This is a genomic window from Aeromonas sp. sia0103 (genome assembly GCF_963895295.1).
Classification (GTDB): domain Bacteria; phylum Pseudomonadota; class Gammaproteobacteria; order Enterobacterales; family Aeromonadaceae; genus Aeromonas; species Aeromonas encheleia.
On the sequence record NZ_CAWQKG010000063.1, the window covers coordinates 71,133 to 87,100 of the forward strand.

The window sequence follows — 15,968 nt, forward strand, 5'->3', positions numbered from 1 at the left end:
CGCTGCATCTGTCCACTCACCGTTGTTATCAGGAGGAAAGGGTACGGATCAGGTTGGAATAGTCTTCCTTGATGTCGTGACTCTCCTCCTTCAGCTGCTCGATCTTGCGGCAGGCATGAAGAACGGTCGTGTGGTCACGGCCACCAAAGGCATCACCTATCTCCGGCAAACTGTGGTTGGTCAGCTCCTTGGCCAGTGCCATCGCCAGCTGGCGCGGACGGGCAACGGAGCGTGAGCGGCGTTTGGACAACAGATCCGCCAGCTTGATCTTGTAGTACTCCGCCACCGTCTTCTGGATGTTGTCGATGGTGACCAGTTTCTCCTGCAAGGCCAGCAAGTCGCGCAGCGCTTCACGTACGAAATCGATGTTGATGGCGCGGCCGGTGAAGTTGGCGTTGGCGATGACCCGGTTGAGGGCCCCTTCCAGTTCACGGACGTTGGATCTCAGGCGCTTGGCGATGAAGAAGGCGACTTCGTCCGGCAGGTGGATCTGGTTCTCGTCCGCCTTGCGCATAAGGATCGCGACGCGGGTCTCCAGCTCGGGCGGTTCGATCGCCACGGTCAGGCCCCAGCCGAAGCGGGACTTGAGACGATCCTCGACGCCGTTGATCTCCTTCGGATAGCGATCCGAGGTCAGGATGATCTGCTGGTTACCCTCGAGCAGCGCATTGAAGGTATGGAAGAACTCCTCCTGGGAGCGCTCCTTGTTGGCGAAGAACTGAATGTCATCGATGAGCAGGGCATCGACGCTACGGTAATAACGCTTGAACTCTTCAATGGCGTTATTCTGCAGCGCCTTCACCATGTCCTGGACGAAGCGCTCGGAGTGCATGTAGATGACTTTGGCGTCTTTCTTGCGCTCCTTGATGGCATTGCCGACGGCGTGCAGCAGGTGGGTCTTGCCCAGACCGGTGCCACCGTAGAGGAACAGCGGGTTATAAGCGCCACCCGGATTGTCGGCTACCTGACGGGCCGCCGCACGAGCCAACTGGTTGGACTTACCTTCGACGAAGTTCTCGAAGGTATAGTTCACGTTGGTGTTGCTCTTGTGGTTCGGCTCGGGCTTGGTTTCCGTCTTGCTTTCCCAGCTCTTCTGCAAGTTATTCACAGGCGCAGCACCCCGCGCCGGCGCTCTGGCGACCGCGACGGGATGGGGACGATTACCTATGTCAAAACGCAGGGTGGGACCATCGACTCCGCAGAGCTCGTTGATGATGCCGTTGACCCGGAGCAGGTACTTGTCGCGTACCCAATCCAGAACGAAGCGATTCGGTGCATACAGGGTCAGAGTATTGTCACTCAACTCCGCTTGAAGCGGCCGGATCCACATGCTGAATTCTGCCGAGGGCAACTCATCTTGCAGCCGGTTTAGGCACTGCTGCCATAGCGAAGCAGTCACTCTAGACTCCCGTCAATTGATTAACTAAAGACCGGCTATTCTACGTTTTTAGCGGCTGGATCTCTAGTTGCCGCCACCCGGATCCAGCAAATAAGATCCTTGACTTTCAAGGATCCAGCGCCTCAGGATCTGATTTCATCCCCAAAGTTACCCACAGCCCCCGACTGGGGTGTGGACAGAATGATTCGATGCTGCCGCGGTTATTTTATATAACCAAATATCATTTATTCTTTATATTTTATTCCAATAACATCAGCGCCAACCCGTGATTACAACTAAAAATACAGAACAACAGAGAGAGGAATCCCCATGACATCCACCATCAAGCTGATCTCCGGCGCCGCCATTCTGCTGGCCAGCCTGTCCGGCCAGGCCATCGCCCAGGAAACCATCAAGGTCGGCATGTCCGGCAAATATTTCCCGTTTACCTTCGTCAAGCAGGACAAGCTGCAGGGCTTCGAGGTGGACATGTGGAACCAGATCGGTGAGCGCACCGGCTACAAGGTGGAATTCGTCACCGCCAGCTTCTCCGGCCTGTTTGGCATGCTGGAAACCGGTCGCGTCGATACCATCTCCAACCAGATCACCATCACCGACGAGCGCAAGGCCAAATACGCCTTCTCCCAACCCTATGTCTATGACGGCGCCCAGATCGTGGTGCGCAAGGGCAACAGCACTATCCAGGGCTTCAAGGATCTGGCCGGCAAGACAGTCGCCGTGAACCTCGGCTCCAACTTCGAAGAGCTGCTGCGCAAAAATGATCCAGAGAAGAAGATCGATATCCGTACCTATGACTCCAGCTTCGAGCAGGATGTCGCCCTGGGCCGCATCGATGCCTTCGTGATGGACCGCGTCTCCACCGCACAGCTGATCAAGGAATCCAAGCTGCCGCTGCAACAGGCTGGCAAGCCGTTCGAGACCATAGAGAACGCCCTGCCCTTCCTGAAGACCCCGGAGAAGCAGGCAGTGCTGAAGAAAGTCGACGACGCCCTCACCGCCATGCGCAAAGACGGCTCCCTGACCAAGATCTCGGAAAAATGGTTCGCAGCGGACATCACTAACAAATAAATGATGGAATTCGATCTCGAGTACACACTGGGGCTGTTTCCCATCTTGCTCAAATACTTGGGCACCACGATGGAAATGGCCCTGTGGGGATTCGCATTGGCACTCGTACTATCGCTGACCCTGGCGATAGTACGGGTGTTTCGCGTCCCCGCGATCCACTGGCTGGCGATGCTCTACATCTCGTTCTTCCGGGGTACCCCCCTGCTCGTCCAGCTGTTCCTGCTCTACTACGGCCTGCCACAACTGTTCCCCATCTTCGTGGGAATGGATGCCTTTACCGCCGCCATCGTCGGCCTGACCCTGCACTTTGCCGCCTACATGGCCGAGTCGATCCGCGCCGCCATTCTGGGTATCCACAAGAGCCAGATGGAGGCAGCCCTCAGCATCGGCATGAGTCGCTATCAGGCGATGCAGCGGATCATATTGCCGCAGGCGGCCCGCATCGCGACCCCATCGCTGATGAACTACTTCATCGACATGATCAAGAGCACCTCCCTGGCTTTCACCCTGGGGGTGGCGGAGATCATGGGCAAGGCGCAGATGGAAGCCTCCTCCTCCTTCAAGTTCTTCGAGAGCTTCATGGCGGTCGCCCTGGTCTACTGGGTCGTCGTCATCATCTTCACCCGCTTGCAGCACCTGCTGGAAGTGCACCTGAACCGTGCCTATTAAAGGAGGTCTGTCATGATTAAATTAACGGGCCTCTCCAAGGCGTTTGACGGTAATCAGGTGCTGAACGGCATCGACCTTGAGGTCAAGAAGGGAGACATAGTAGTCATCATCGGCCCCTCTGGGACCGGTAAATCGACCCTGCTGCGCTGCCTCAACCTGCTGGAGACCCCGGATGCGGGCCGGCTGGCCATCGATGACCTGCAACTGGACCTGGCCAACGCCAGCGAGCAGCAGGCCATAGAGCTGCGCAAGCGTGCCTCCTTCGTGTTCCAGAACTACGCCCTGTTTGCCAACAAGACGGCGCTAGACAACATCGCCGAGGGGCTGATCACCGTCTGGAAGCGGCCCAAGGCGGAGGCGCGTGCCACCGCGCTCGGCATCCTCAAGGACATAGGCCTCGCCGAGAAGCGGGATGCCTACCCGGCGTCGCTGTCCGGCGGCCAGCAGCAGCGGGTCGGCATCGGCCGAGCCATGGCGGCACACTCCAAGGTGATCCTGTTCGATGAGCCCACCTCGGCGCTCGATCCCGAGTGGGTCGACGAGGTGCTCGGGCTGATGAAACAACTCGCCAGCCAGCACCAGACCATGGTGGTGGTGACCCACGAGATCGAGTTTGCCCGTGATGTCGCCGATCGGGTGATCTTCATGGAGGGGGGCCGGATCGTGGAACAGGGCCCGCCGGATCAGATATTGGTCGATCCGCAGGATCCCCGTACCCGGGAGTTCCTGCGCAAAGTACTTAAATAGCTCTCTCTTTGGCGGCCTGGCCGCCTTTTTTCTTGGAGGATCCTTGTTTAACCCCGGGTTGCCAGTATAATTCGGGCCCTTGATCCTTCGGATCCTGTCAACTTTCGCTGCCTCTTCACGAGTTAGAGCAAGATGAGGGGGTACGGCGGATTGACTGGAAGCCGAACTCTGTTTAGAATTCGGCCTCTTTTGCTAGTCGTCACACGCTATAGCTGGCGCGTCGGCTCAGTGTGACAATCAAAACTGTACAGAAATACGGAATCTAATCATGAGTAAACGTACTTTTCAGCCGTCCAACCTGAAGCGCAAGCGCTCTCACGGTTTCCGCGCCCGCATGGCTACTGCCAATGGTCGCAAGGTTCTGGCCGCTCGTCGTGCCAAGGGTCGTGCCCGCCTGGTAGTCTAATGCCTACCCAGCACACCTTCTCTCGGGAGTTACGTCTGTTAACTCCCGAACACTTCAAACGCGTTTTCGCCGAGCCTGTCCGGGCCGCTTCTCCGCAAATTACACTTCTTGCTTGCCCCAATACTCTCGAACATCCCCGTCTTGGCCTCGCCGTGCCCAAAAAAGCACTCAAGCGTGCCGTCTGGCGTAACCGTGTCAAACGAGTGGTACGGGAAAGCTTCCGTCTCAATCAGGCCAACCTGCCCGCTATCGACATCGTCGTCATAGCCAAAGGCGGCGTCAAAGAGATGGATAACGAAGAGTTGTTCAAGTTACTGGAAAAGCTATGGCGCACTCTGTCACGCCGTTGCAATGGGTAGCTATCAAACTGATACGCCTGTATCAGCTAATCATTAGTCCCCTGCTCGGGCCACGCTGCCGTTTCACTCCGACTTGTTCCCAATTTGCGATAGAAGCCATCCGACTTCACGGTTTCATAAAAGGCGTTTGGTTAGCTAGCAAACGTCTATTAAAATGCCATCCCTTATCCGAGGGTGGTTATGACCCGGTTCCGCAACCAAAGCGAAGAAACTGAAGACTATGGAATCACAACGCAATTTACTCCTGATCGGTTTGCTGTTCGTGAGCTTTTTGCTCTGGCAACAGTGGGAGTCCGACAAGGCTCCGAAGCCGGCCCCGACTACCGTGGCCCAAACCGAACATTTCGTACCTGAAGCCGGTCAGACCGGTGATATTCCTCAGGTTTCCGAGCAAGCCAACGCCACCACCGCACGCAAGCTGATCACCGTCTCTTCCGACGTGCTCAAGCTGACCCTGGATACCCAGGGCGGTGACATCGTCTCTGCCGAACTGCTGGCCCACAAGCTGGAAGAAGGCAAGGAGCAGCCGTTCACCCTGCTGACCAGTCAACCTGCGCACCTCTACGTTGCCCAGAGCGGTCTGGTTGGTCGTGATGGCCCGGACAGCCAGGCTCAGGGTCGTCCCACCTACGAAGCCGCCCAGACCAGCTACCAGCTGGCCGACGGTCAGGATCAGGTCGTGGTCCCCATGACCTGGACCGACAGCAAGGGCGTGGTCTTCACCAAGGAGTTCGTGCTCAAGCGCGGTGACTACGCCATTGGCGTCGATTACAAGATCGACAACAAGTCTGCCGCACCCGTCCAGGTACAGTTCTACGGCCAGCTGAAGCAGACAGTGACCACGCCGAAGGACCAGGAAGGTCATGCCATGGTGGCCAGCGCCTACCGTGGTGGTGCCTTCTCCAGCGAAGATACCCGCTACAAGAAGTACACCTTCGACGAGATGAAGGATGCCGACCTGAACAAGACCACCAAGGGTGGTTGGGTCGCCATGCTGCAACACTACTTCGTCTCCGCCTGGGCACCGAATGCCGAGGATACCAACAGCTTCTACAGCCGCGTGATCCCGGGTAAAGACCAGGCCATCATTGGTTACAAGGCGCCGCTGGTTGACGTGGCTGCCGGTCAGCAGGCCGAAGTGACCAGCAAGCTGTGGGTCGGTCCCAAGCTGCAGGATCAGATGGCCAAGGTGGCAAACCACCTCGACCTGACCGTCGACTACGGCTGGCTCTGGTTCATCGCTCAGCCGCTGCACTGGCTGCTGACCGTGTTCCACGGCTTCGTCCAGAACTGGGGTCTGGCCATCATCATGCTGACCTTGCTGGTACGCGGTATCATGTTCCCGCTGACCAAGGCCCAGTACACCTCCATGGCCAAGATGCGCATGCTGCAACCCAAGCTGGCTGCGCTCAAGGAACGCTTCGGTGACGATCGCCAGAAGATGTCCCAGGGCATGATGGAGCTGTACAAGAAGGAGAAGGTCAACCCGCTCGGTGGCTGTCTGCCGATCCTGGTGCAGATGCCGATCTTCATCGCCCTGTACTGGGCACTGATGGAGTCTGTCGAGCTGCGTCACGCGCCGTTCGCCCTGTGGATCACCGACCTGTCGGTGAAGGACCCCTTCTTCGTACTGCCGATCCTCATGGGTGCCTCCATGTGGTACCTGCAGAAGATGAGCCCGACCACCATCACGGACCCCATGCAGCAGAAGGTGATGCAGTTCATGCCGATCATCTTCACCTTCATGTTCCTCTGGTTCCCGGCTGGCCTGACCCTGTACTGGTTGGTGAGTAACGTCATCTCCATTACCCAGCAGACCATCATCTACCGTCAGTTGGAGAAGAAAGGCCTGCACACCCGCAGCTGATCTTCCCCCTGATGACAAAAGAGGCGGCCTTCGGGCCGCCTTTTTTATTACAATGTCCGCAATGACCGACCCTATTACCGAACAGATGAGCCAAGCAAGATGACAACAGATACGATCGTGGCCCAGGCCACCGCCCCCGGCCGGGGTGGCGTCGGCATAGTCCGCGTCTCAGGCCCCGCCGCCGAACGAGTCGCCGAAATCGTACTCGGTCGACTGCCCAGGGTGCGTTATGCCGAATATCTGCCGTTCAAGGATGAGCAGGGCCAGCCGCTGGACCAGGGCATAGCCCTGCTGTTCAAGGCCCCCAACAGCTTCACCGGCGAGGACGTGCTGGAGCTGCAGGGTCACGGCGGCCCCGTCATCCTGGACATGCTGATCCGCCGAATCCTGCAAATTGAAGGCCTCCGCCCCGCCCGTCCCGGAGAGTTCAGCGAACGCGCCTTCCTCAACGACAAGCTGGACCTGGCCCAGGCCGAGGCCATCGCCGATCTGATCGAGGCCTCCAGCGAGCAGGCCGCCCGCAGCGCCATGCACTCCCTGCAGGGCCAGTTCTCCGGCAAGATCCAGCAACTGGTGGAGAGCCTGACCCGGCTGCGCATCTATGTGGAGGCCGCCATCGACTTCCCGGACGAGGAGATCGATTTCCTATCCGACGGCAAGGTGGCGGGGGATCTGTACGGCATCATGGCCGAGCTGGACGACGTACGCGGCGAGGCCAAGCAGGGCGCCCTGCTGCGGGAAGGCATGAAGGTGGTGATCGCCGGCCGTCCCAACGCAGGCAAGTCGAGCCTGCTCAATGCCCTGGCCGGGCGCGAGTCCGCCATCGTCACCGAGATCGCCGGCACCACCCGCGACGTGCTGCGCGAGCACATCCATCTGGATGGCATGCCGCTGCACATCATCGACACCGCCGGCCTGCGCGACACCCAGGACAAGGTTGAGCAGATCGGCATCGAGCGCGCCTGGGCCGAGATTGAGCAGGCCGATCGGGTGCTGTTCATGGTGGATGGCACCACCACGGATGCGATAGACCCGCGGGAGATCTGGCCGGAATTTGTCGATCGCCTGCCAAAAAACATCGGTCTCACCGTGGTACGCAACAAGGCCGATCTGACCGGCGAGGATCTGGCTCCTCGCAGTGAGCTGGGTCACGCGGTCTACCGCATCTCCGCCAAGACAGAGCTGGGGCTGCCCGCCCTGCGCGAGCACCTGAAGGCCTGCATGGGCTTTCAGGGCAACACCGAGGGGGGCTTCATGGCCCGCCGTCGTCACCTGGATGCACTGGAGCGTGCCGCCGATCGGCTGCTGGTGGCCAAGGAGCAGCTTGAAGTCTATGTGGCTGGCGAGCTGGTGGCCGAGGAGCTGCGCCTGGCGCAGGAGTCCCTGTCCGAGATCACCGGCGAGTTCAGCTCGGACGATCTGCTGGGCCGCATCTTCTCGAGCTTCTGCATCGGCAAGTAATGTGGTGAAAAATCAGCAATAAAAAGCAGCCAGTGAGAACATAACACATTGTAAATATTGGACTTTGTTTTTTATTGGCTGTTCTTGCCTGATCTTGTTTCGTGAGAATTTACCCCGAGAGTACCCCGAAGTAACCTCTCGGGGTACTCTCGGGGGACACTTATGAAGATCAGCATCGAAATCCGCGAACCTGACGCCGAAGGCAAGCGCGCTCTGCGCTTAACCTACTACGCCGGTTCCTACCTTGATCCAGTTACGGGCATCCGCAAGCACAAACGCAGCAGAGAGACCCTGGATCTCTTCCTGTACGACAAGCCGCGTACCCCAGCACAGCGTCTCCACAACAAAGAAACCCAGCGGGCAGCCGAAGCCATCCGCGCCAAGCGGCTATTCGAATACGAGACCGGCAAACACCACCTAGATTTCTCAAATGCCCACAAGGCCAGCTTCTTCGAGTACTTCCAGGAAGTGACCGACCAAAAGGCGGCAGGCAGCAAGAGCAACCATTCCATCTGGGTGTCTACCCTTAAGCATTTGCGCCAGTTCCATAAACTGCCTGATCTGACTTTCGAGGAAGTAGATCAGCTGTTCCTGGAGGGGTTTCGGCACTACCTGATGCACAAAGCCCGCACCAAAAGCGCCACGCCACTGAGCCGCAACACCCAAAGTGCCTATTTCAACAAGTTAAGGGCAGCCCTGAACCAGGCAGAGCAGGAGCGGCTGCTACCGGATAATCCGGTACGACGTGTCAAAGCTATCCAGGGGGAGAAGAACAAGCGTGTTTACCTGACCGAGGACGAGGTACGGGCCCTTGCACAGGCCGAGTGCCGCTACGACGTTCTTAAGCGCGCCTTTCTGTTCTCCTGCTGCACGGGCTTACGCTGGTCCGACATTCATCAGCTGACCTGGGCCGAGCTGGAGCCCTTCTATGGTCACTACCGCATCGTCTTCATCCAGAAGAAGACCAGTGGCCTGCAATACCTGGATCTGAATGACATGGCAATGCAGCTGATGGGGCGCTCAGGAAAGACATCGGAGCGGATCTTCAAAGGCCTGAAATACTCGGCCTGGCACAATATGGAGCTCACCCGGTGGGCGTTGCAGGCGGGTATAACCAAGAAGGTCACCTTCCACAGCGCACGCCATAGCTTCGCCGTCATCCAGCTTAACCGTGGCGTCGATATCTATGCGCTCTCCCGCTTACTGGGGCACAGCGAGTTGAGAACCACCGAGATCTATGCAGACATCCTTGAATCACGGCGTAGAGATGCCATGCTCGATTTTCCCAACGTATTGGAGTGATAGAAGATGGGACGCGCCCTTGAAGAGATCCTGGCCAGTGAGAAGCCTGAAGTAGTCGCAGCCGCCAACCGGCAGGCTGCGCTGATACTTAACCAGTTAGAGCAGGAAGCGGATCCTAGTCAGGAAGAGCCAACAGAAACGCCAGCGCCACCCAGCGCTGGCGTAGATGATCTTAGATAATCTAGATCGAATCTCAGGATCGCCCTGCAGCCCAAGTAGCACCTGGGTTTAACTGATTAGGCCTGTGACCAATATCGTGAACTTTGTGACCACTTTCGTGATGGTTTGTGACCATTATCGTGATAGCGCAGGCCGGCCTATGGTGAACCGCCTCTTGGCATGTTCACTGATTGACCAACCCAGTTCAGCCAGTTCATCCAGTGCCTTGCGGACTCGCGATTGCCGCTTGCGGTGGGTGGCCATGCTGGCTTCCTCAGGAAAAACATAAGCAACCAAGGTGTCTAGCTGCACCGTCCGACTCTGGCCAACATCGACCCAGGCACATAGCCGCTGATGCAACAGTCTGGTGATGCTGCCACTCAGGCGCCGCACCTCTGTCATGTCGATACGAACATAGCGGCCAGAGCCCATAATGGCGGAGGTCAGCAAAGGATTGAGCGCCACAAAGAGCCCGTCGGTCAGGGCATCGCTGGCATAGTTCGCCAACAGACGAAAACCGCTGCGCTGGCCTGCTACCTGCGCTATCACCGACACCTTCCATAACCGCTCGACACAGCGGCGCACCGTATTGGTGTCACGAGGGTTGGCGTAGCCAATCTCCTTGGCCAGTTTGTGCAGGCTGCTTTTGACTACCAAGACTCGTTGCTGATTGGCTGCCCAGCGAGGCTCTAGCAGGGTACGTAAGTTGTTGCCCTCCCCGGTAGCGGCAATGGGCTCAATGATGGCGCTATAGTCCTCAACACCAGCCAGGGCAACCAGCCCCTGAAGCACACGAAGGTCATCGGCACCCAGCGGCTCTGGCCCGGAAAACTCAATCTGATTGCCCCCACCGAACCGATACACCGCATCCAGCTTGTCTCGGCGGCGCTGACCAGGAGCGATGGCTCTGAACAATCCTGGGGCCAGACAGTGCATATGGTCGTGCCGGGCATGGGTCAATTCAAAGCAAGGCACGTTTGCCTCCCGCTCGGCGTGTTACGTCCAACCTAGCGGGGTGCAGCACGCCGCCCTCTCCCCGCATCAGCCAGCGCTCTGGTAACGGCGGCACATAGTTGCTTTTACTGACCCCAAACCGCACATAGTGCTGGCTCTGATCCGGCGATACGCCCAGCTGCTGCGCCTCTTTCTTGGTCATAGTGGCGAGATAGGCCTGCCAGCGGACGTTGTCCACCAGTACCGACGAACCACGGCTTGCCTGCTGCAGATCGCCAGCTTCTTGGAATGCCGCAGATTTACTGGTGTGGTGTACAAACAGCACAGCGCATCCCAGCCCCATGGCCAGCCGCTCCAACTGACCCAGTACCTGCGTCATGGCACAGGCCGCGTTCTCGTCAGCATCGTGGAAGCGCCTCAGAGTATCGATGACAATCAACCTCACCCCTTTAGCCCAAATAGCAATCGCTTCCCACCAGTGGCTATCCAACACATTCGGACTGGCACCCTGAAGCGATATCAAACGAAGGTCTCGTTCAACGTTGGCACGAAGTTCAGCGTCAAGATATACGCCCAAGGAAAACAAGCGCTGGTGCAGTACAGGCCAAGGGTCCTCAGCAGGTAGGTAGAGCACAGCCCCCCTGCCCAGATTGCCAAGTCCAATCCAATCCGGCCCACCGGATATCTGCATTGCCAGTTGCAATGCCAACATCGATTTGCCCACTCCTCCCGGCGACACCAAAGCACCAACGCAGCCAACAGGCAGCCCCGGGAGGACAAAATCGAGGGGTCTCGGAGGTTCAACAAAAGCCGACCGGAGATCCTGGGGCCTATGAGATGCGATGAGATCTCGCTCCATAACAGCCTCACAATCGCCCATGACTAGCTTGCCGCACACGCTTGGTCACATGCTCAGTGAGCTCGGCGTCCGGTGAAATGCGGTGGGAGAGCAGCCAGTCCAACAGCTCGGCCCGCTTAAAGTAGATCTTTTTGCCTTGAGGCTTGTAATGCGGCAGACGTTTTTCACTGGTCAGTCGGTATACATAGCTAACCGACACCCCCAGCAGCTCGGCGCACTCCTCGGCAGAAATCACTTCTTTCTGCGCCAGCCCTTGCTGGCGTACCAGCTGTTTAAGCTCATAAAGCTCTTTCAAAATTGATCCATTCGGATCGCTATAAACTGACGAATTTTGCTCACGCATGCAGATTGTCCCCTAGTTACAAACATCAGCATGCAAGAGCGTACCGGGGACCTAACAAAATACAGACCGCTGTAAGTGCCCATTTTGGGCACTTACAGCGATTTTTCGGAGAAAAAAATTTCACATGTGAAAATCTCGCAAAAACTCCATTACCATTGATGCAAAAAAAGATCGAACTTTGTCTTGACGGAACAAAGTCTCATCAGAGACACTAGCCTCCAGCATCATTAGCGATGACGAGATTTTTTGTGAAATTACACCTGTACCAAATCGCCACTATCAGCGCTGGTTATCCATTTCGCGGCAAGATCCCCGAGTATCCAGAGGGGAATCTGGCCGTTGTGCAGATGAAAGACTCCTCGTCAGAGTTCGGTGTCGACTGGATGAGCTGCGTGCGCAGTGAGGCAACTGGCAAAAAAGCGCCGGACTGGCTGCAAACTGGAGATATTCTGGTGGCAGCACGGGGCAACCAAAACTATGCCGTGCTGGTTGATACCCGGCATGCCCCACTGCCAGCTGTGGCGGCCCCCCACTTTTATGTGGTAAGGCCACAATCTGATGCACTGATCCCGGAGTTCCTCGCCTGGCAGCTCAATCAGCAGCCCTGCCAGCGTTACTTCGAACTGCATGCAGAAGGCACCCTGACCAAGAGTATTCGCCGCCAGGTGTTGGAAGAGGCCTTGATTGGGCTTCCATCACTGACAGAGCAACAAACCATTTTGGCAATGGCTCGCACGCTGCTGGAGGAGCGCCAATTGATGCAGCGCCTCCAGCACAATGGCGAGCAGATGATGCATGCCATCGCGACTCGCCTACTTGAACAATCCGATACAGATGCCTCTTGAGGCTCGCATACCCGTTATTACGCCAAGGAAACACCCTTTATGACCGAACAGATCAATCAGGACGTTATCAACAACACCGTTTGGGGTGCCTGCGATATCTTCCGTGGCACCATCAGCCCAGATACTTACAAGGATTTCATCCTCACCATGTTGTTCCTGAAGTACATCTCTGATGTCTGGCAGGACCATTACGACAGCTACAAGAAGCAGTACGGCGATGCGCCAGAGCTTATCGAAGAGATGATGAAGAGCGAGCGCTTTGTGCTGCCCATCGCCGAAATCAAGGATCAGGATGACAAGGTAGTTCAGTCCTTCAAGGCTAACTTTTACAGCTTGTACGAGAAGCGATTCGAACCCGGTAACGGCGAGCGCATCGACGTCTGCCTGCACGCTATCGAAGAAGCCAACGGCACCAAGCTCAAAGATGGCAACAAGAGCGTGTTCCAAGACATCAGCTTCAACAGCGATCGCCTGGGCGAAGAGAAGCAGAAAAACACCATACTGCGCTACCTACTGGAGGCATTTGCCAAGCCGGAGCTCAACCTGAAACCAAGCCGGGTCGGTAACCTCGACGTGATTGGCAACGCCTACGAGTACCTGATCGGCAAGTTTGCCGCCAACAGCGGCCAGAAGGCTGGCGAGTACTACACCCCGCCCGAGGTCTCCGATCTGATGGCCGAACTGCTGGATCCGCAGCTCGGCGATACCATCTGCGATCCCGCCTGTGGTTCTGGGTCGCTCTTGATGAAGTGCGGCCGCAAGGTGGTGCAAAACCACGGCCAGAAACGTTACGCCCTCTACGGGCAGGAGGCCATCGGCTCCACCTGGTCACTGGCCAAGATGAACATGTTCCTGCACGGGGAAGACAACCACAAAATCGAGTGGGGCGATACCATCCGCAACCCCAAACTGCTGGATAACAACGGCGATCTGATGCACTTCGATATCGTGACCGCCAACCCGCCGTTCTCACTGGACAAGTGGGGTCATGACGAGGCAGGGATTGATAAATATGGCCGCTTCAAGCGCGGCATTCCGCCCAAGACCAAGGGGGATTACGCCTTTATCCTCCATATGATCGAAACCCTGAAACCCAAGAGCGGCCGTATGGGCGTCGTGGTGCCCCACGGCGTGCTGTTCAGGGGCTCCAGCGAGGGTAAAATCCGCCAGCAGCTGATCGACGAGAACCTGCTCGACGCGGTGATCGGCCTGCCGGAGAAACTGTTCTTTGGCACCGGCATCCCCGCCGCCATCCTGATCTTCAAAAAAGAGAAAGTGGACGACAATGTGCTGTTTATCGACGCCAGCCGCGACTTCAAGCCGGGCAAGAACCAGAACGTGCTGAGTCCGGAGAATATCGCCAAGATCGTCGCCACCTACCGCAACGGCGGCAATGTCGAGAAATACGCCTATCTTGCCTCGCTTAAAGAGATTAAAGAGAACGACTACAACCTCAATATCCCCCGCTATGTGGAAACCTTCGAGGAAGAGGAAGAGATCGATCTGCTGGCGGTGCGTGCCGAGCGGGAGCAACTCAAAGCCCAACTGACCGAGCTGGAAACCGAAATGGCCAAGTATCTGGAGGAGCTGGGATATGGTGCCTAAGGGATGGTCACATACAACGCTTGGTAAAGTGATGGCATTCAAGAATGGCTTGAACTTCACCAAAGCAGATGTCGGTGAAGAGATAAAAATTGTTGGGGTTTCCGATTTCAAAGACCTCTCTGAATTAAGAAGCACCGAGCGTCTCGAATCAGTCAATGTGGCCAGCAACATAAAAGATGACGAACTTCTTACCGATGGTGATTTGCTCTTTGTTCGTTCAAATGGCAACAAAGATCTGATTGGACGCTGCCTGTTTTTCCCCGAGGTTAAAGAAAGGTTGTCGTTTTCTGGGTTTACAATTCGCGGTCGTGTAGACAAGAAGAACATACTGCCACAATATATCGCATTTGTAGCGAGGTCTTCATTTTTCAAAAGCCAGATATCTCAATATGGTGGCGGAACAAATATATCAAATTTAAGTCAGCAAATACTTAATGATATTGCTTTGCCACTTCCCCCACACCATGAGCAGAAAAAAATCGTCCAAATTCTCTCTTCATGGGATAGGGCGTTCAGCATTACCGAGCAACTGCTGGCCAATAGCCAGCAGCAGAAAAAGGCGCTGATGCAGCAACTGCTTACCGGCAAAAAACGCCTGCTTGACAAAAATGGTGTGAGATTTAGTGGGGAGTGGAAGAAGGTAAGGCTAGGCACTGTGGCCGATATGAATAGCGGTGGCACGCCAAAGTCCAACATCGAAGAATATTACGGAGGAAATATTCCGTGGGTATCTATTGCTGACATGACGAAGCAAGGTAAGTGGATTTCCTCAACTGAAAAAAACCTTACCGAACTTGGCTTGGAGAATTCATCAGCACGTATCTATCCAAAAAATAGTGTTCTTTATGCTATGTACGCATCGATTGGAGAATGCAGCATAGCTCAAGTGCCATTGAGTTCTTCGCAAGCAATTTTAGGAATTAGACCTAAATCAGAGCTTAACTTTGAATTTTTGTATTTCTTCTTAACTTCCTTGAAGGAGGAAATAAAACTTCAAGGCCAGCAGGGAACTCAATCAAATCTAAATGCAGGGATGGTTAAAGACTTTCTTCTGTATCTTCCCGAAATGGAAGAACAAAAAAAAATCGCCACAGTGCTTTCCACTGCCGATCAAGAAATTACTGCCCTGCAACAAAAGCTCGACGCCCTAAAGCAGGAGAAAAAAGCGCTGATGCAACAACTGCTGACCGGCAAGCGGCGGGTCAAGGTGGAGGAGGCTGCATGAAAAAAGTGACCATTCACCCCATGACCGAGGCCGAAGTTGAGTGGCTGGAGCAGCGGTTGATGGAGTATGGCAACGATGACGCGATGATGAGTCTGTCGACACTCGATGGCTTTCTGACCGCAGTGCTCTCCGGCCCCGAGCTGGTACCGCCGAGCCAGTGGTGGCCAGTACTCTGGGGTGGCACGCCCCCCGAGTGGTCGTCCGAACGGGAGATGAAACGGGCGCTGGATTTGATCCTCGGCCATATGAATATTCTGGCCCATACCCTCTGTTATCAGCCCGAGCACTTTATCCCGGTGCTGATGGCCAACTATGTCGAAGGGCAGGAGATCTGCAACACCGAAGATTGGTGCTTTGGCTATCTGCGTGGCATGGCGCTGGGCAACTGGCCTGCCTTGCCAGAGGAGCTGAATAGCTCGCTCGAGGTGATCCGCCTGCATGGCAGCGATGACCTGCTGCCACAGCTTGCCAGCCTGTCGCTACCGGAGCATCAACAGAGCGTGGCCGAGGTGGGCCCCGCCGCCTTGCGGCTGCACGCCCATTTTCTGGCCCAACGGGGGCCAAACACAGCGCCGATAGCCGCACCTGCACTCACACCAGCAACCCTGTCGGTTAGAGCGGCCCCCAAGATCGGGCGCAATGACCCCTGCCCCTGTGGCAGCGGCAAAAAATTCAAGCAGTGCTGTTTGCATTAACTAGG

Annotated in this window: 17 protein-coding genes; 13 read left to right on the plus strand and 4 right to left on the minus strand. The window is 56.3% G+C overall.

Annotated elements, in window-relative coordinates; all coding sequences use genetic code 11:
• Window positions 1-28 precede the first annotated feature (28 nt).
• Complete coding sequence (dnaA, locus tag AACW18_RS21180; protein WP_042651570.1) at window positions 29-1,399, minus strand: chromosomal replication initiator protein DnaA; 1,371 nt, start codon at window positions 1,397-1,399, stop codon at window positions 29-31.
• A 309-nt stretch (window positions 1,400-1,708) separates the two neighbouring features.
• Here dnaA and AACW18_RS21185 point away from each other — a divergent pair, with 309 nt between their 5' ends.
• The 9 genes from AACW18_RS21185 (at window position 1,709) to AACW18_RS21225 (ending at window position 9,278) form a co-directional block, all read left to right on the plus strand.
• Window positions 1,709-2,467: an amino acid ABC transporter substrate-binding protein gene (locus AACW18_RS21185; protein WP_042651571.1), complete on the plus strand. Its 759-nt coding sequence runs from the start codon at window positions 1,709-1,711 to the stop codon at window positions 2,465-2,467.
• Window positions 2,468-3,136: an amino acid ABC transporter permease gene (locus AACW18_RS21190; protein WP_126623440.1), complete on the plus strand. Its 669-nt coding sequence runs from the start codon at window positions 2,468-2,470 to the stop codon at window positions 3,134-3,136.
• Window positions 3,137-3,148: 12 nt separating this feature from the next.
• Window positions 3,149-3,883, plus strand: coding sequence for an amino acid ABC transporter ATP-binding protein (locus AACW18_RS21195; protein ID WP_042651572.1), 735 nt, complete (start codon window positions 3,149-3,151; stop codon window positions 3,881-3,883).
• A 268-nt stretch (window positions 3,884-4,151) separates the two neighbouring features.
• Entirely contained in the window at window positions 4,152-4,289 is a 138-nt protein-coding gene (gene rpmH, locus AACW18_RS21200; RefSeq protein ID WP_033129679.1) for a 50S ribosomal protein L34, read from the plus strand.
• Complete coding sequence (gene rnpA, locus AACW18_RS21205) at window positions 4,289-4,648, plus strand: ribonuclease P protein component (protein WP_033129678.1); 360 nt, start codon at window positions 4,289-4,291, stop codon at window positions 4,646-4,648. The genes rpmH and rnpA overlap by 1 nt, the downstream gene beginning before the upstream one ends.
• A complete protein-coding gene (gene yidD / locus AACW18_RS21210; protein WP_010672280.1) occupies window positions 4,615-4,863 on the plus strand; it encodes a membrane protein insertion efficiency factor YidD in 249 nt (82 codons plus the stop codon). The genes rnpA and yidD overlap by 34 nt, the downstream gene beginning before the upstream one ends.
• Before the next feature lie 5 nt (window positions 4,864-4,868).
• Window positions 4,869-6,515 (plus strand): membrane protein insertase YidC, encoded by a 1,647-nt coding sequence (yidC, locus tag AACW18_RS21215; protein WP_042651573.1) that lies wholly within the window; start codon window positions 4,869-4,871, stop codon window positions 6,513-6,515.
• A gap of 99 nt (window positions 6,516-6,614) precedes the next feature.
• The gene (mnmE, locus tag AACW18_RS21220) at window positions 6,615-7,976 is read left to right on the plus strand and encodes a tRNA uridine-5-carboxymethylaminomethyl(34) synthesis GTPase MnmE (protein WP_042651574.1); all 1,362 of its coding nucleotides are present in this window, start codon (window positions 6,615-6,617) and stop codon (window positions 7,974-7,976) included.
• Window positions 7,977-8,138: 162 nt separating this feature from the next.
• Window positions 8,139-9,278, plus strand: coding sequence for a site-specific integrase (locus AACW18_RS21225; protein ID WP_218389770.1), 1,140 nt, complete (start codon window positions 8,139-8,141; stop codon window positions 9,276-9,278).
• Between the two features lie 294 nt (window positions 9,279-9,572).
• Here the strand turns inward: AACW18_RS21225 and repC are convergent, their stop codons facing one another.
• The 3 genes from repC to AACW18_RS21240 are packed head-to-tail and all read right to left on the minus strand — an operon-like array spanning window position 9,573 to window position 11,593.
• On the minus strand, window positions 9,573-10,352 hold the full coding sequence (gene repC, locus AACW18_RS21230; protein ID WP_256351976.1) for a replication protein C, IncQ-type: 780 nt from the start codon (window positions 10,350-10,352) through the stop codon (window positions 9,573-9,575).
• Between the two features lie 46 nt (window positions 10,353-10,398).
• On the minus strand, window positions 10,399-11,271 hold the full coding sequence (locus tag AACW18_RS21235; protein WP_324761737.1) for a helicase RepA family protein: 873 nt from the start codon (window positions 11,269-11,271) through the stop codon (window positions 10,399-10,401).
• Window positions 11,258-11,593, minus strand: a complete 336-nt coding sequence (locus tag AACW18_RS21240; RefSeq protein ID WP_103243954.1) for a helix-turn-helix domain-containing protein — start codon at window positions 11,591-11,593, stop codon at window positions 11,258-11,260. Before AACW18_RS21240 ends, AACW18_RS21235 begins: the two co-directional genes overlap by 14 nt.
• 248 nt (window positions 11,594-11,841) lie before the next feature.
• On the opposite strand from AACW18_RS21240, the gene AACW18_RS21245 reads away from it, so the two are divergent.
• The 4 genes from AACW18_RS21245 to AACW18_RS21260 are packed head-to-tail and all read left to right on the plus strand — an operon-like array spanning window position 11,842 to window position 15,963.
• Window positions 11,842-12,438 (plus strand): restriction endonuclease subunit S, encoded by a 597-nt coding sequence (locus AACW18_RS21245; RefSeq protein WP_339381614.1) that lies wholly within the window; start codon window positions 11,842-11,844, stop codon window positions 12,436-12,438.
• A gap of 39 nt (window positions 12,439-12,477) precedes the next feature.
• On the plus strand, window positions 12,478-14,043 hold the full coding sequence (locus AACW18_RS21250; protein ID WP_218389773.1) for a type I restriction-modification system subunit M: 1,566 nt from the start codon (window positions 12,478-12,480) through the stop codon (window positions 14,041-14,043).
• Entirely contained in the window at window positions 14,033-15,268 is a 1,236-nt protein-coding gene (locus AACW18_RS21255) for a restriction endonuclease subunit S (protein WP_218389774.1), read from the plus strand. Before AACW18_RS21250 ends, AACW18_RS21255 begins: the two co-directional genes overlap by 11 nt.
• Window positions 15,265-15,963 carry a UPF0149 family protein gene (locus tag AACW18_RS21260; RefSeq protein WP_218389775.1) on the plus strand — a complete coding sequence of 233 codons (699 nt, stop codon included), beginning with the start codon at window positions 15,265-15,267 and terminating at the stop codon, window positions 15,961-15,963. Before AACW18_RS21255 ends, AACW18_RS21260 begins: the two co-directional genes overlap by 4 nt.
• Window positions 15,964-15,968 lie beyond the last annotated feature (5 nt).

What these genes read in the sequence shown, in the direction of transcription:
- AACW18_RS21185 (WP_042651571.1), top strand. Translation starts at nt 1,709, where the DNA reads ATGACATCCACCATCAAGCTGATCTCCGGCGCCGCCATTCTGCTGGCC.
- AACW18_RS21190 (WP_126623440.1), top strand. Translation starts at nt 2,468, where the DNA reads ATGATGGAATTCGATCTCGAGTACACACTGGGGCTGTTTCCCATCTTG.
- AACW18_RS21195 (WP_042651572.1), top strand. Translation starts at nt 3,149, where the DNA reads ATGATTAAATTAACGGGCCTCTCCAAGGCGTTTGACGGTAATCAGGTG.
- rpmH (WP_033129679.1), top strand. Translation starts at nt 4,152, where the DNA reads ATGAGTAAACGTACTTTTCAGCCGTCCAACCTGAAGCGCAAGCGCTCT.
- rnpA (WP_033129678.1), top strand. Translation starts at nt 4,289, where the DNA reads ATGCCTACCCAGCACACCTTCTCTCGGGAGTTACGTCTGTTAACTCCC.
- yidD (WP_010672280.1), top strand. Translation starts at nt 4,615, where the DNA reads ATGGCGCACTCTGTCACGCCGTTGCAATGGGTAGCTATCAAACTGATA.
- yidC (WP_042651573.1), top strand. Translation starts at nt 4,869, where the DNA reads ATGGAATCACAACGCAATTTACTCCTGATCGGTTTGCTGTTCGTGAGC.
- mnmE (WP_042651574.1), top strand. Translation starts at nt 6,615, where the DNA reads ATGACAACAGATACGATCGTGGCCCAGGCCACCGCCCCCGGCCGGGGT.
- AACW18_RS21225 (WP_218389770.1), top strand. Translation starts at nt 8,139, where the DNA reads ATGAAGATCAGCATCGAAATCCGCGAACCTGACGCCGAAGGCAAGCGC.
- AACW18_RS21235 (WP_324761737.1), bottom strand. Translation starts at nt 11,271, where the DNA reads ATGGGCGATTGTGAGGCTGTTATGGAGCGAGATCTCATCGCATCTCAT.
- AACW18_RS21240 (WP_103243954.1), bottom strand. Translation starts at nt 11,593, where the DNA reads ATGCGTGAGCAAAATTCGTCAGTTTATAGCGATCCGAATGGATCAATT.
- AACW18_RS21250 (WP_218389773.1), top strand. Translation starts at nt 12,478, where the DNA reads ATGACCGAACAGATCAATCAGGACGTTATCAACAACACCGTTTGGGGT.
- AACW18_RS21255 (WP_218389774.1), top strand. Translation starts at nt 14,033, where the DNA reads ATGGTGCCTAAGGGATGGTCACATACAACGCTTGGTAAAGTGATGGCA.
- AACW18_RS21260 (WP_218389775.1), top strand. Translation starts at nt 15,265, where the DNA reads ATGAAAAAAGTGACCATTCACCCCATGACCGAGGCCGAAGTTGAGTGG.